The organism is Lacibacter sp. MH-610 (genome assembly GCF_045780045.1).
GTDB lineage: Bacteria > Bacteroidota > Bacteroidia > Chitinophagales > Chitinophagaceae > Lacibacter.
Window position 1 is genome coordinate 2,274,518 of sequence record NZ_CP116002.1, and the last position, 13,353, is coordinate 2,287,870.

Annotated in this window: 16 protein-coding genes; 6 read left to right on the top strand and 10 right to left on the bottom strand. The window is 40.5% G+C overall.

From position 1 onward, the window contains the following. Positions 1–23: 23 nt before the first annotated feature. The 4 genes from PDL71_RS10425 (at position 24) to PDL71_RS10440 (ending at position 2,954) form a co-directional block, all read left to right on the top strand. Positions 24–701, top strand: coding sequence for a DUF4294 domain-containing protein (locus tag PDL71_RS10425; RefSeq protein ID WP_407520697.1), 678 nt, complete (start codon positions 24–26; stop codon positions 699–701). 7 nt (positions 702–708) lie between these two features. Further along, the gene (locus tag PDL71_RS10430; protein WP_407520699.1) at positions 709–1,002 is read left to right on the top strand and encodes a hypothetical protein; all 294 of its coding nucleotides are present in this window, start codon (positions 709–711) and stop codon (positions 1,000–1,002) included. Positions 1,003–1,072: 70 nt separating this feature from the next. Next, positions 1,073–1,801 (top strand): bacillithiol biosynthesis deacetylase BshB1, encoded by a 729-nt coding sequence (gene bshB1, locus PDL71_RS10435; RefSeq protein WP_407520701.1) that lies wholly within the window; start codon positions 1,073–1,075, stop codon positions 1,799–1,801. A gap of 85 nt (positions 1,802–1,886) precedes the next feature. Beyond that, the gene (locus PDL71_RS10440) at positions 1,887–2,954 is read left to right on the top strand and encodes a fatty acid desaturase family protein (protein ID WP_407520703.1); all 1,068 of its coding nucleotides are present in this window, start codon (positions 1,887–1,889) and stop codon (positions 2,952–2,954) included. Positions 2,955–2,985: 31 nt separating this feature from the next. Here PDL71_RS10440 and PDL71_RS10445 read toward each other — a convergent pair whose 3' ends face one another. Both PDL71_RS10445 and PDL71_RS10450 read right to left on the bottom strand, forming a co-directional pair. Beyond that, on the bottom strand, positions 2,986–3,567 hold the full coding sequence (locus tag PDL71_RS10445; protein WP_407520705.1) for a methyltransferase domain-containing protein: 582 nt from the start codon (positions 3,565–3,567) through the stop codon (positions 2,986–2,988). A 70-nt stretch (positions 3,568–3,637) separates the two neighbouring features. Further along, positions 3,638–5,671, bottom strand: coding sequence for a caspase family protein (locus PDL71_RS10450; RefSeq protein ID WP_407520707.1), 2,034 nt, complete (start codon positions 5,669–5,671; stop codon positions 3,638–3,640). A gap of 167 nt (positions 5,672–5,838) precedes the next feature. Between PDL71_RS10450 and PDL71_RS10455 the strand changes: the two genes are divergently transcribed. Next, the gene (locus tag PDL71_RS10455; protein WP_407520709.1) at positions 5,839–6,921 is read left to right on the top strand and encodes an amidohydrolase family protein; all 1,083 of its coding nucleotides are present in this window, start codon (positions 5,839–5,841) and stop codon (positions 6,919–6,921) included. Positions 6,922–6,927: 6 nt separating this feature from the next. Here PDL71_RS10455 and PDL71_RS10460 read toward each other — a convergent pair whose 3' ends face one another. The 6 genes from PDL71_RS10460 to PDL71_RS10485 all read right to left on the bottom strand — a co-directional run bounded on the left by PDL71_RS10460 (position 6,928) and on the right by PDL71_RS10485 (position 10,361). Further along, complete coding sequence (locus tag PDL71_RS10460) at positions 6,928–7,599, bottom strand: hypothetical protein (protein ID WP_407520711.1); 672 nt, start codon at positions 7,597–7,599, stop codon at positions 6,928–6,930. Between the two features lie 102 nt (positions 7,600–7,701). Then, a complete protein-coding gene (locus PDL71_RS10465) occupies positions 7,702–8,061 on the bottom strand; it encodes a nuclear transport factor 2 family protein (protein WP_407520713.1) in 360 nt (119 codons plus the stop codon). Positions 8,062–8,094: 33 nt separating this feature from the next. Then, entirely contained in the window at positions 8,095–8,499 is a 405-nt protein-coding gene (locus PDL71_RS10470; RefSeq protein ID WP_407520715.1) for a hypothetical protein, read from the bottom strand. A gap of 9 nt (positions 8,500–8,508) precedes the next feature. Next, positions 8,509–9,186 (bottom strand): GNAT family N-acetyltransferase, encoded by a 678-nt coding sequence (locus tag PDL71_RS10475; protein WP_407520717.1) that lies wholly within the window; start codon positions 9,184–9,186, stop codon positions 8,509–8,511. A 73-nt stretch (positions 9,187–9,259) separates the two neighbouring features. Continuing rightward, positions 9,260–9,625, bottom strand: a complete 366-nt coding sequence (locus PDL71_RS10480) for a DUF2200 domain-containing protein (RefSeq protein WP_407520719.1) — start codon at positions 9,623–9,625, stop codon at positions 9,260–9,262. 10 nt (positions 9,626–9,635) lie between these two features. After that, positions 9,636–10,361: a DUF4386 domain-containing protein gene (locus PDL71_RS10485; RefSeq protein ID WP_407520721.1), complete on the bottom strand. Its 726-nt coding sequence runs from the start codon at positions 10,359–10,361 to the stop codon at positions 9,636–9,638. Positions 10,362–10,657: 296 nt separating this feature from the next. On the opposite strand from PDL71_RS10485, the gene PDL71_RS10490 reads away from it, so the two are divergent. After that, entirely contained in the window at positions 10,658–11,059 is a 402-nt protein-coding gene (locus tag PDL71_RS10490) for a hypothetical protein (protein WP_407520723.1), read from the top strand. A 186-nt stretch (positions 11,060–11,245) separates the two neighbouring features. On the opposite strand, the gene PDL71_RS10495 is transcribed toward PDL71_RS10490, so the two are convergent. Both PDL71_RS10495 and PDL71_RS10500 read right to left on the bottom strand, forming a co-directional pair. Continuing rightward, positions 11,246–12,160 carry an alpha/beta hydrolase fold domain-containing protein gene (locus PDL71_RS10495; RefSeq protein WP_407520725.1) on the bottom strand — a complete coding sequence of 305 codons (915 nt, stop codon included), beginning with the start codon at positions 12,158–12,160 and terminating at the stop codon, positions 11,246–11,248. Between the two features lie 55 nt (positions 12,161–12,215). Further along, positions 12,216–13,316: a serine hydrolase domain-containing protein gene (locus PDL71_RS10500; RefSeq protein WP_407520727.1), complete on the bottom strand. Its 1,101-nt coding sequence runs from the start codon at positions 13,314–13,316 to the stop codon at positions 12,216–12,218. Between the last annotated feature and the right edge of the window lie 37 nt (positions 13,317–13,353).

The window sequence follows — 13,353 nt, forward strand, 5'->3', positions numbered from 1 at the left end:
AAGTTTCAGTACTTTAGTAGCAGATGCGTACCAAAAGCTTCACATATCCTTTTCTCACCTTCAGCCTTTTATTGATTGGTATAACTGCATCGGCACAGGAATCCCTGCCCGATAAAGAAAAGCAAGCCATTATTTACCCGGAGTATGGTAAGAATGATACGGTCTTTGTAAAAGCATTGGTGGTAGGTGGTGAATTGTTGGGCGGTAAAGATTTACAGGAGTTGTTTGTGTGGGGCGGCAATCCAAAAGATGCGGCTAAATACTGGGCGGAGTGGACAAGATTGCGTAACGCCGTGTACGTAACTTATCCCTATGCAAGGCAGGCGGGGGTAGTGATGGCTGATGTACAGCAGCACCTCAAATCCATTAAAGGCAAAAGTGAACGCAAGAAATACATCAAGAGTCGTGAAAAAGAACTGAGGGCTGCCTTTGGTGATAAGATCATGGATCTGAGTGTGTACCAGGGTAAAGTACTCATGAAACTCATCAACCGCCAAACCGGTGAAGATTGCTATGAAATCATCAAAGAAATGAAAGGCGGTTTTACAGCCCGTTTTTATCAAACATTGATGTTCTTTGTGGGCAGTGATTTAAAACAGGAATGGAATCCTTCTGAAAACAAAATTGATAAACAGATTGATGGTATTGTTCAGGAGTTGGACAGGATGTATGGGTATACACCTGTTGCGGGAGTGAAATAATATTTGTATGCGTACCGCTATCTTTATATTCATTATCTGTCTATTTCTATCTTCCTGTAAAGATTATTACAATAATAATATTGATTGGATGACTAGTATTAAGCCAGGTTCTTCATTAGATTCAGTCAAGAAATCACAACCTTTTTTTGTAGAAGTTGATTGGAATAATCCTTACATAAATGATGATAGTAGCAAGAGCTACTACATAACTAAAATAAAAGGTAGCTATGATATTTTAAAAATGTCACATAGTTTAGTTTTTAAAGATGATAAGTTTCAATACAGTAGTTTAAGGAAGTAAATTATTTTCTTCCGTGTTCTTCTTCCCTCCGTGGCAACAAAAAACTTATTTTCGCCCTAAATCTTCTTTCATGAAATTAGATATACTTGCTTTTGGTGTTCATCCGGATGATGTGGAGTTGAGCTGTGCCGGTACCTTGATGATGGAAATGAACCATGGAAAAAAAGCAGGCATCATTGATCTTACACGTGGTGAGTTGGGTACAAGAGGCACTGCTGAAACCCGGAAAGTAGAAGCAGACGCCGCAGCAAAAATCATCGGTATTCATGTGCGTGAAAATCTGGGTATGCGGGATGGATTCTTTAAAAATGATGAAGAACACCAGTTGATGGTGATTCAAAAAATAAGACAATACCAACCGGAGATTGTATTATGCAATGCTTTGAGCGACCGGCATCCTGATCATGGGCGCTCTGCCAGATTAGTAAGCGACAGTTGCTTTCTTTCCGGCTTGCGTAAAATTGAAACACATTTAAACGGAACACTACAGCAAGCATGGAAACCCAAATACGTTTTTCATTTTATACAGGACCGCTATGCAGAGCCTGATTTCATTTATGACATTACACCTGTATTTGAACGTAAGATGGAAAGTGTAAAAGCATACGGTACACAGTTTAATGCCACAAACGACGAAGAACCGCAAACTTATATTTCAACTCCTGCTTATTTTGATACTATCATCTCCCGCCATAAAATGTTTGGCAAACGCATTGGTGTAGAGTATGGTGAAGGTTTCATCAGTGAAAAGCGTATCGGTATTAACAACTTTGATGCACTGATCCAGTTAGTAACCTGATGTATTTGTGCAAGATATGTCCATAATTAACAACTGTCCTTCAACATTCTGCATTACATTTGCGGCGTCTTACTAATATTGATACATGAGTACTCCCAAGTTTACAGTTAAAGCACAATCCTTTCATGCAGAGTTAAAAAGAAGGGTAAACGCTTATTTTGAAGAAACGGGCAAAACGCCCACCGGTAATTTCAAGTTGTATGCAAAAGCCATTCTGCTGGCAATAGCGATCGTTGGTTTGTATACGCATCTTGTTTTTTTTACTCCCGGAATTATTTTGGGAATTTTTGAAAGCATCCTGTTAGGCGGCGTGGTAGCAGCCATCGGGTTTAATATCATGCATGATGGCGCTCATGGCAGCTTCAGCAAATACAAACCTGTAAACATAATGGCTGCATTCTCATTGAACATTCTCGGCGGCAGCAGTTTTATGTGGAATGTAAAACACAACATTATTCATCATGCTTATACTAATGTTGATGGTGTAGATGATGATATTGACATTCAACCCTGGATGCGCATGAGCAGCACCCAAAAGAAATACAAACTGCATAAATACCAGCACCGTTATTTCTGGTTTTTATATGCCATGCTGTATATCTTCTGGATTTTTGTACTGGATTATCAAAAGTATTTCAAGCAAAAAATCGGTACCATGCCGTTGAAAAAAATGAGCGTGAGTGATCATATTTTGTTCTGGTCATTTAAAGCCATACACCTGGTAGTGTTCATGGTATTGCCGATTGCGTTTGCCGGTTTCTGGGCCTGGTTTGTTGGCTTTTTGGTAATGGCATTGTTTGCCGGTTTTGTACTGAGCATTGTCTTCCAGTTGGCACATACAGTAGAGCACACACAATTCCCAATGCCTTCAGAAGAAGACAACCGTTTGCAGGATGAGTGGGCTATTCACCAGCTGAAAACCACAGCCAATTTTGCAACAAGAAATAAACTTATTTCCGCACTGGTAGGCGGATTGAATTTCCAGGTAGAGCATCATCTGTTTCCAAAGATTTCACATGTGCACTATCCCGCTATCAGCCTCATCATCAAACAAACCTGTGCTGAATTCAATATTCCTTATATTGAATATCCACGCATGCGTATGGCGGTTGCATCGCATGTAGCTTACCTGCGTGAAATGGGAAGAAAATAAACGACTGATTTATAAAATTGAAAAAGCACTCTCAGGAGTGCTTTTTAGTTGCAATGAAAAATAACTCTGTTCCTGCCCTTGGTGGAATGGAATTGTAGCACTCTTCCATCTTTATGATTTTCAGTTCTCTTGCAAACAATTCTTCATATTCTTTTTTGCTTCCGCCAAACGGTGGATTGGTTTCAAATTGCCGGTTAAAGAGTACGCCGGCGAGTTTACCTTGTTCAGCCAGCAACTTCTTCATTTTTATTACATAGGCCGGTCGTAATGAAGGATCTAATGCGCAAAAGAAAGTTTGCTCCAGGATGTAATCATACTGACCCTTATGCTCAAAAAAATCCTGCAGCAGCACTTTTGCTTTGTCGCCGATTTTTTGCTGTAAGCGCTCCACAGGAGAAGGGGCAATATCTATGACCGTTACATGAGTAAATCCTTGTTCAACCAGGTATTCAGCTTCGTACGAATTGCCGCAGCCGGGAATGAGAATTGAAGCATTCTTGTTGGGAATACGATCAATAAAATCAGCGAGGGGAGTAGAGGGCTTGCCAATATCCCAACCGGTTTGCTGTTCCTTGTAACGACTCTCCCAATATTCAGGTGACAAAAAGTCCATATATTAAAGTTACAGCAAATGAAAAAGGCACGAATTGTTTTCTTCGTGCCTTACTTTTTTAATGCAGTCATTATTGCTGCTTGAAATAAAAGATGTCGTAGAAGTTAGAATTGAGCCATGGCTTTTGTTTACCGCCCGATTTTTCTTTTACTTCTTTGCCCGTTAACTTAAATACATTTTCAATTTGTGTATTGGGTGCTGAAATATATTTCACCAAAGAGCCGGTGTACAAACCATTGGTGCCGGCAATACCATCACTGGCAACTGAACCGGGATCGGTTGCAAAAGAAATCAAGGTATTGTCGGGTGGTGAAATTGGAGCCAGGCCGCCTTCATCTGCATCATCACCAAAACTTCCCCGGCTGAAAGGATTGTTACGGCAGGCATCCAGAATTACAATATTAAGTTTGGTGTTTGCATCTTCCATACGCTTTAAGGCCCATGAAACAGAAGGACAATCATCAATGACGTCCTGTTTGCTTCGAAGATTAGCATCAACAGGAATTAAATAATTCTGATCATTGATTTGTATACCATGACCGGAATAATAGAATAAACCCACCTGGTAGGTTTGCAGTTTGTACCCGAATTCTTTGATGGCATTCTTCACCTGAAGTTGGTTACCATCAATAATTTCAATCACTTCAAATCCGCATTGCCGTAATACATTGGCCATACTCCTGGCATCGTTCTTTGGATTGCGCAGCGGTGTAGTGTACTGGTATTTTTCATTGCCAATGATGAGCGCCAGTTTCTTTTTGTAATTGGTTGTATTAAGTCCGGATGTATTATTGGTAACAATTGTATTATTCTGCTGGGTGTTGTTAGACGGATTTGTATTGGAGCCCTGTGGTTTGGAATTGTTCGTTGGCGGTTTGTTGTTAACAGCCGTTGAATTGTTGTTATTGTTTTGTGTGGGTTTGTTATTGTTGGTAACAGGATTGTTGTTTGTATTGCCGCTGGGTTTGTTGTTGTTGACATTGTTATTGTTCGCCACCATACTATTAGAGGTAGCATTGTCATAATTGTTTTTCACCCATGCATCATAACCGGTGGGACGAACCTCTTTCTGGAACTTGCCCATATCCCAAAAACCAATGTCCACCATGCCATCTATATGAAACAACTCGCCTCTGCCGTGGTAGCGTTGGTTGTTCCATTCGCCTTCGTAACGTTCGCCATTGGTATAGTAATAAGTGCCCTTGCCATTAAACTTGTTATCAGAAAAGTTACCTACATAATAATCGCCAATGTCAAAGTAATACTGACCATAGCCATTACGATAACCATTCTTAAAGTTTCCTTCATAATAGCCATTGTTATAAACATAGGTACCATAACCATTTTTACAATCGCCGCTGATGCAGCCGGTACCTAAATCTTTTTTCGGTTTGGTGAGATTGTTGTTTTCCCAGAAACCGATTTTCTTAACACCTGTGTAGGGGTCGTAGTTAATGCCCCATCCATTGCGTTTACTGTCAACGAAGTTGCCTACATATTTTTCACCTGTAATAAAAAAGTAAGTACCATAGCCCGTTAATAAACCATCTTTGAACTGGCCTACCCAGCGGGTGCCATCTTCCCAGTAGTAGGCGCCAAACTTATCACGCTTACTGTTTTTAAAGAAACCAAAGAAGCGGTTATTGGCTTGCGAGTAGTGCATGCCATAACCATTATCACAATCACCGTTTAAACAACCGGTGGTACCAATGGGCTTGCCATAGTATGAAATTTTGCCGAGGTATTTGCCTTTGCCAAACAAACCTTTCTGCACCGTACCATTGGAAAAAGTTTTTTCACCTTCACCTTCAAATTCACCATCTTTAAAATCACCTACATACTTGGTGCCGTCAGCAAACGTCATCACACCAAAACCCTGAAAGGTATTGGCAAAACTTTCACCTATAAACTTGCCACCGGCTTTCCAGGTATAAATACCGAATCCTTCCCGCTTATCATCATAAAATTCACCTTCATAGGTGTCGCCATTGGGGTATTGTATTTTACCGTAACCGTTACTGCAGTTACCGGAAATACAGGTTTGGCCAAATGATACGGATGTAGCAAACAGCAGAAACAAAAGAAGCGTTGCAAAACGTTTCATACGAAGGATGTTTTGGGTTTGAAGTTAAAGTTACTGTGCTTTTCTGAAAATACCTTGTATTGGGTATTCCAGAACCGGGTCTGTTACAGAAACCTGTTAAAGAGTGATGAACGGGCCGTTGATTGAGCAGAATAGCTTTTTCTTTGAGAACCTTAAACAATAAATGCATGAACCGTTTGTTATTGCTCCCATTCGTTTTTCTTACAACAATTGCTGCAGCCCAGCAAAAAATAGATTTTGAAACCTACAATCCATCTTCTACACTGGTAGTGCCCCAACATCCCATTACCAGGGCAAAGTTTCCGTTTATTGATGTGCATAATCACCAGTTTCAAATGGGCAGTATGGATTTGAATACACTTACCGTTGAAATGGATAAACTCAATATGAAAGTGATGGTGAACCTGAGTGGCGGCAGCGGTGCACAATTGCAAAAGATGATTGAGAATGCCAGAACCAATAAACCCGGACGTTTTATTGTGTTTGCCAATATTGATTTTAAAGGAGTGGGAGAACCCGGATGGGGCGAACGTGCTGCCAAACAATTAGATGACGATGTAAAGAACGGTGCCAATGGATTAAAGATTTATAAAAGCCTTGGGTTTTCTGTGAAAGATATAAATGGTAACAGGGTAACGGTAGATGATGAGCGATTGGATCCGATCTGGAAAAAAGCAGGGGAGTTAAAAATTCCCGTGCTGATTCATACGGCTGACCCCAAATCATTCTGGGATCCTTTGGATAATACCAATGAGCGATGGCTGGAACTGATCATCAATCCCAACCGCAAACGGGGAGCAGATAATCCTGTACCATGGCAAACATTGATTGATGAACAACATCGTTTATTCCGTAAGCATAAGAATACAACTTTCATAGCTGCCCATTTCGGATGGTATCCCAATGATTTGCAAAAGCTCAGCACTTTGCTGGATGAATTGCCCAATGTAGTAGTAGAGTTTGGAGCGGTGATTGCAGAACTCGGCCGTCAACCCAAAATGGCGAAAGCATTTTTTACGAAATACCAGGACAGGATTTTGTTTGGAAAAGATAGCTGGGTGCCATCAGAGTACGCTACGTATTTCCGTGTGCTGGAAACAGAAGATGAGTATTTTCCTTACCACAAGAAGTACCATGCCTTCTGGGCGATGTACGGAATGGGATTGCCGGATGCTATATTAAAGAAAGTGTATTACAAAAATGCACTCCGCATTATTCCGAATATTGATAGGACGGGTTTCCCGGAATAAATATGATTATTTTTTCCGTAAGAGTCTGATAGCAGCAATATGAGATACGGCCACCAAGGGAACCACCAATGATGGCAATAGCACAAAGGGAAAGTAGGCGATTCCTGTATTTGGTTGTTCAAATGCCAATTGCTGAAAGGGTGTTTTGGCTGAGAGAATTGAAAGCGTAACGATAGTAGCGAGTAGGGCCAGGCAAAACCAATTCCATCCAATTAAAAATTGTTTACTCAAAACGGGTTTTACAAATGCAAAATAATATACAAACGGAGCTGTCATGCCCGAAATAATATCAAAGTTCCATCCTTCATAGGTCATTAGCTGCGGAATGAGGTGAGCCATAAACAATACATGTAAACAGATTTCTACAGGTACACGTACGGTATGTAACAGTGTTATTTGCTTTATGTCCAATCCATTGGCAATTTGCTTGCCTGCTTTGGTAAAAAAAAGAAAGAGTACCAACAGTAGTGAAGGCAGGATCATAAAAAGAAAACGTGGAGGCAGGGCATCAAATTGCTGATAAAAATCTTTCCATGCAAGGATGGACTGAAGTACAACAATGAAGAGTATTGCCAAAAGAACAAAGCGGTTGTAACGTGCCGCTTTTATAAAAAGAAAAGCACATGTAATAGTGGTTGCCAGGAAAAGCAGTTGGATAAATGGTGAAACCTGTTCCATGATTTTTAATTTGCTGCAAACCTACCGGCACACGCCCGCAAGTACAAGAAGTGTTGCTACGAACTGGCAGAACCGTTTCATGAATTGAACTTTATAAAGTTGTTATTGCGGCAACGGAATATTATGCAGTTTGTAAAAGCTAAGTTTATCCCAATAGCCTCTTTGGGTTTGAATCAGATTGTTTTTGATTTCAAAGAAACCACAACCGCCAAAGCCTTTGGGGTCCCGCCATTCCAGTACAGCCCAGTTGCCCTGTTCAATAATCTGCACCGGTATGCAATGCATTTCTGATGCCATGGCAAACTCGTTGCGGAACATCTGACCGATGGCTTCTTTACCATGTACAGCATGATTCGGCATTTGATGATTAACAGCATCCGTTGCATACATGGCTTCCAAAGCGCCAGCATCTGCGTTGTTAAAGGCGTCCACCCATTGTTGTACAAGTTGTGCAGGCGTCATACAGTAAATTTAAAATGATTTGTTTTGATCAGTTTAGGTTGTGGTTGAAGCGGCTGCTGCTTTTCGTTCCAGTATTACCAATAAGCACAGTATAATTATCTCGCCAACAAAGTACAGGAATCCCAATACCGTGAGTTGATGTGCATACAAAAACAACAGTACAGCCGTTGTACAGGCGTACAGAAGATTAGCAGCAGCAACAATACGCATCCATAAAGTCCATTGCCTTGGTTTTATTAAAAAGCAACTCATAGAACAAATCACCAGCAAGCAGGCAATGATGCCCAATACAACAACAATTGTTGATGGCATTCCGAAATAAGTTTCCAGTGGTGCTACTACCAGTAATAATAACGTTGCTGAAAGTATTGCACCGAGCCCATCCACTAAGAACAGTTGATAAGGATTGTGTAGCAGTTTGCTGATGATTCTTTGCATGAAATGTATTTACAGTCGTTTCATAAAATAAAAGAACATAGGCCGGCTTACTTTAAAGCCCAAACGTTCATACACTGCAATAGCACGGTCATTATCAGCACGTACATGCAGAAAAGGTATTTCTCCACTGTTTAAAATAATCTGTATCTGGTGTTGCAGCAAAGCGGTGGCATAACCTTTACCCAAATGATCAGGATGGGTACAAACAGCACTGATCTCTGTGTAGTTGTTGATGTGCAAACGCTGGCCTGTCATAGCTGCCAGTTTTCCGTTTTCAAAAATACCGTGGTACTGACCAAATTCAATGGTTCGTTTGTCAAACGGACCCGGTTTGGTGAGTCGGGTGAGTGCAATCATTTCTTCTACATGTGTTTCATTCAATGGAACAATTTTGGTAAAGGAACCGTTGATTATGCCTCCTTCATATACAAACTGCCTTCCTTCAATTTCATGCTGTACTTCCCAGCCGTTTGGCGCTGCAATGGGAGAGGGGATGGCATAAAGAATTTTGCGACCCTGAGGAAGCAGATCATGGAGTTGTTCAAATCCGTTTTTGTTTTCTTCATCAAACCCCGCAAAGGGAGATACTTCCGGGTGAAAGAATTTTACATCATCATTGCCGATGTTAAAGGATGCGTCGGTTGTGCTGAGTGCATGATAAACAGGATTGTTGAGATAAGGGTTCATGCTGTAAAAGTAAGAAGAATGGAGTGTTAGGACATGACAAAGAAGGAAGAACTGCTATACTTGATTAAATGTATCAAGTGGTTCGTAAAATCTTTTCCATCTTCTTACCCTTGGCCAGTTCATCCACCAGTTTGTCTAAATAGCGAACCTTTTGGGTTAACGGATTTTCAATCTCTTCTACACGGTAACCACAGATGAGCCCTGTAATGAGATGTGCGTTGGGATTGAGCTTCGCCTGTTTGAAAAATTCTTCAAAGGTTACTTTTGTTTGAATGAATTCCTGCAGTTTCGCTTCATCAAAACCGGTGAGCCATTTAATAACGTCGTGTAATTCCTGTTTGGTTCTGCCTTTTTTCTCCACTTTCGTAACATAATGCGGATATACAGAAGCAAAGCTCATGGCTGCAATACGCTGGTGTTGTGCATCGGAATTATTCATGACAACTATTTTATTTGCTTGTATTATGATTGCCTGGTTCGGGTCTTATCCCGAAAATAAGCAGGTAGCCAATCATCCATAACTCACCAGCAGTGGCAGGCAGCACCAGGTAATTTATAAACGAGCTTTGAACACTGGCAGCCTGAAAAAAAGTTTGCAAGAGATAGCCCACACCGCCTGCAAGCAGGGTGCACCCCAGCCAGAAAGGCATTCGTTTAGAACTGATGATGATATATCCCATCGGAAGCAGCCAAAGCCCGAAGAACAAACCGCCAATAGACCAACTGTTGGCTATGAGATGACTTATGAGATGTATTAAAACTGTTTTTTCCTGAACAGTTTGGGAAGATGCTGCAATATCAATAGCTGTATTCATTGCAATGGCACTAACCATAATTACTACTGAATTAACAATACCCCAAATGCAAAGTACTGTGGCTGCCCATTTATTAACTTCTTTGAAAAGTTTGTAAAACCACACTGCTGCCAATGCCTGCGATACAATAATTACCAATTCCAATAAAAGTCTGATTCGTGAACCGGCAGCTTTGTTGATTAAATTGCTGAGCGTCTTTTCAGCGTCGTTGGTAATATATACCTGGGGATGAAATACCATAAACCCGAGAATTCCTGAAACGGCTAAGAGCAAATACCAGGTGCCTGTAAGCCTTGCGGTTGTCATTAATTGTTTTTGTTCCATAGCTGTTGTGAATGTACAGGTTTTTACTAAAATCATATTGTGCAGGTATGTTATTTGCATTTTGAGTTTGTTATGGTTTGATTTTTTTGTGAGAAAAGTAACGGACCGGTAAAGGTTTGAAAAACCGCACCTGTAGAAATAAGGAATTAATTACCAGTTAAGATGAGAAAATAAAAAATGCCTCAGGTGCAGTAACATATATTAATGCTCTTTTAATCTCAGTTTTACAGGGCTTTAATTTTCCTCAATCATTTTTGTTTTGTAAATAAAATGCAAAAGGGCTGTCAATAATATCATTGTAGCTACAATTAAAAATCGGTAAAAAATAAAATATGGATCAGCAAAGGAATATTGGATTCATTATCGTGTTCTTGTTGTTTATTTCCTGTACAGCAAATACCAGGTTCCCGGTTTCTGCTACAGTACCGGCTGCTGAAATTACAGCGGTCAGGAAAAAAGATAAGAATCAGAATTATGTGGTGGAGATTAAGGCAAAATACCTGGCAGAAGCAAGTCGGTTACAACCACCCAAAAATAATTATTGTGTCTGGATCGTAACAACAGATGGCATTACAAAAAACATTGGTCAGTTATCAGTAAGCAATATTAAAAAGACCGAATTAAAAGCCGTAACTCCTTTTGAGTTTAATGAAGTTTTCATTACCGCAGAGGATAGAGGCGATGTAACTTACCCGTCCGGTGTTGAAATTTCCAGAACCAGGTTCAAAAAATAGAATGATTTCTGCAGATTGAAAGCTGCTTGTATTTGCTTGCTCTGGTCTCCTGACCTGTGCATTTATGTTACTTATGGTTGAGGCAGTTTGATTTTTTGAGAATAGTGATAGGTTGGCAAGGGTCGGGGAAACCAGCGACATTGTGGGTTTCTTTGAGGACATGCCAACTGACAGCTTAAAGTAGCTTTAAGGTGTTTTACTGCCAATATTCAGTTCTATAAATTGATGAATGCTGTTAAATTCTGAAGATAAATCAATACTCAGTAAATCATGTGTTACACGGGGAAGTAATCGTAACTCTGCGGGTATTTTATATTCCTGCAATCTTGTATGAACTTTCACCGACTGTTGGTGTGGAATGATCTCATCTTCTTTTCCATGGATTAAATAAGTAGGAACAGATTCTTTTGAAATCTGGAACAGTGGACTTGCATTTTTCCATCTGGAAAGATTATTGGTGATAGTATCGCCCATATACCAGGTGGTCATGGTGCCGCCATTGATGTTACCCAGATCTGCATTCAGCATTTTTTCGTCAGTAAGGTCAGAAATGCCACATAAGGAAACTGCCAGTTTTACTTTTTTATCTGTGTTGTATCGGTATGCATAAAGTAATGCAAGATGTGCGCCGGCACTGGCGCCCATTATTATCAGCCGGTCTTTATTAAACGACCATTCGGTTGATTTAGCAGAAATAAAATGGAGGGCACTGTCAATATCCTGCATCTGGGCGGGGTGGGTAAAGTTTTCGTCGGTATGCGTAAGCCGGTAATTCATACAAATAAAAGTATAGCCCGCTTTTTGAAAGTAGTTAGCCCAATGTACAGCTTCTGTTTTATCACCCGCATACCAGGCGCCACCATGAACATACAGGATGATCATTTTATTATTAGCGGAACTGTCGGGCAAATACACATCCAGTTTCTGACTGTTATGTACTCCGTAGGAAAGATCTTCAAGTTGTGGTTTTTGAATGCTATCCGGATGCATGTTTAATTGGATGGCAACATCAGCAGCTTTATCAGAGGGTGAGGAACAGCTTAAAAGGGCAATGAAGCAACTGATATAAACTGAAAATAGTAATCGTTTGGTTAGAAACATTCTGCTTCTAATTTATAAATAAATTAAATGTAATGAAACTTCTATCTCATTGCGTTTACTCTTTCGGCAACGAATACGGTTTGTTGTTTAAAATAGCAATGATGCCGTTGCTTATGTCGAACAACGGAGCGCCGCCGGTATTGTTGATGAGCACGATCAAACTGTTACTCGATGGCAACCGCATGAACAAAGAAGTAAAGCCGTTGATATCACCACTATGAAAAATTACCGGTATGCTGTCATTTGTATGGCCAATAGGTTGCTTACCGGTAAGCCATCCGTATCCGTAATGAAAATGTGCAAAGGATGGAATGTGTTTTTCAAATACCTGTTCCATCGTTTCTTTTTTGAGCAGGCGGTTGGTACGCAAGGCCTGTTCCCATAAAAACAAATCTTCTACAGTAGAATACATGGCACCTGCTGCATAAGGTATGTTTATGTTTAGATAAGGTGCATGCATGTACTCCTTCTCTTTTTTTTCATAGCCGGCAGCACGGTTGTGTAAGATGGTTTCAGGCTCATCATAACCGGTATTGATCATGTTCAATGGTGACAGGATTTTTTCCTGTAATAACTGTTGATACGTTTTGCCGGTAATATTTTCAAGAATCATTCCCAGTAAAAAATAATTGGAATTGCTGTAGGAGAATCGTTCACCGGGCTGAAACTCCAGTGATGAATCTGCAAAAATCTTCACGAAATCATTTTTGCTGAAAGCATCACGGCAGAAATTTTCATAGGTAGAAAAGTTTGCATAATCCGGGATGCCGGAACTGTGGGTGAGTAAATGATGAATGGTAATACGTTCACCGTTCTTTGATGGATACTGGGGCAGGTAAGAGACGAAGGGAGCGTTCAACTGAATAGCTCCCTTTTCCACCAGTTGCATTACCAGCAGGGCAGTAAAAGGTTTGGTCACAGAGCCGATCCTGAACCTTGTGCCTGGTGTATTGGGTATCTTCCATTCCATATTGGCAAGGCCCCAGCCTTTCTTATAGATTACAGCTCCCTTTTCTGCCACCAGTACGGCACCGTTGAACTGATGCTGATTGAAGAAGGTCTGCATCAATGTGTCCAGTTGCCGGGCTTTGAATTGACTAAAGCCTTTGTTCACTGAAATCATCAGCAGTAAAAAGAAAATATATGTTCGGGTCATGATGAATGAGGTTGTGATTGTTGCCAATACATCAAAA

What these genes read in the sequence shown, in the direction of transcription:
- PDL71_RS10425 (WP_407520697.1), top strand. Translation starts at nt 24, where the DNA reads ATGCGTACCAAAAGCTTCACATATCCTTTTCTCACCTTCAGCCTTTTA.
- PDL71_RS10430 (WP_407520699.1), top strand. Translation starts at nt 709, where the DNA reads ATGCGTACCGCTATCTTTATATTCATTATCTGTCTATTTCTATCTTCC.
- bshB1 (WP_407520701.1), top strand. Translation starts at nt 1,073, where the DNA reads ATGAAATTAGATATACTTGCTTTTGGTGTTCATCCGGATGATGTGGAG.
- PDL71_RS10440 (WP_407520703.1), top strand. Translation starts at nt 1,887, where the DNA reads ATGAGTACTCCCAAGTTTACAGTTAAAGCACAATCCTTTCATGCAGAG.
- PDL71_RS10445 (WP_407520705.1), bottom strand. Translation starts at nt 3,567, where the DNA reads ATGGACTTTTTGTCACCTGAATATTGGGAGAGTCGTTACAAGGAACAG.
- PDL71_RS10450 (WP_407520707.1), bottom strand. Translation starts at nt 5,671, where the DNA reads ATGAAACGTTTTGCAACGCTTCTTTTGTTTCTGCTGTTTGCTACATCC.
- PDL71_RS10455 (WP_407520709.1), top strand. Translation starts at nt 5,839, where the DNA reads ATGAACCGTTTGTTATTGCTCCCATTCGTTTTTCTTACAACAATTGCT.
- PDL71_RS10460 (WP_407520711.1), bottom strand. Translation starts at nt 7,599, where the DNA reads ATGGAACAGGTTTCACCATTTATCCAACTGCTTTTCCTGGCAACCACT.
- PDL71_RS10465 (WP_407520713.1), bottom strand. Translation starts at nt 8,061, where the DNA reads ATGACGCCTGCACAACTTGTACAACAATGGGTGGACGCCTTTAACAAC.
- PDL71_RS10470 (WP_407520715.1), bottom strand. Translation starts at nt 8,499, where the DNA reads ATGCAAAGAATCATCAGCAAACTGCTACACAATCCTTATCAACTGTTC.
- PDL71_RS10475 (WP_407520717.1), bottom strand. Translation starts at nt 9,186, where the DNA reads ATGAACCCTTATCTCAACAATCCTGTTTATCATGCACTCAGCACAACC.
- PDL71_RS10480 (WP_407520719.1), bottom strand. Translation starts at nt 9,625, where the DNA reads ATGAATAATTCCGATGCACAACACCAGCGTATTGCAGCCATGAGCTTT.
- PDL71_RS10485 (WP_407520721.1), bottom strand. Translation starts at nt 10,361, where the DNA reads ATGATTTTAGTAAAAACCTGTACATTCACAACAGCTATGGAACAAAAA.
- PDL71_RS10490 (WP_407520723.1), top strand. Translation starts at nt 10,658, where the DNA reads ATGGATCAGCAAAGGAATATTGGATTCATTATCGTGTTCTTGTTGTTT.
- PDL71_RS10495 (WP_407520725.1), bottom strand. Translation starts at nt 12,160, where the DNA reads ATGTTTCTAACCAAACGATTACTATTTTCAGTTTATATCAGTTGCTTC.
- PDL71_RS10500 (WP_407520727.1), bottom strand. Translation starts at nt 13,316, where the DNA reads ATGACCCGAACATATATTTTCTTTTTACTGCTGATGATTTCAGTGAAC.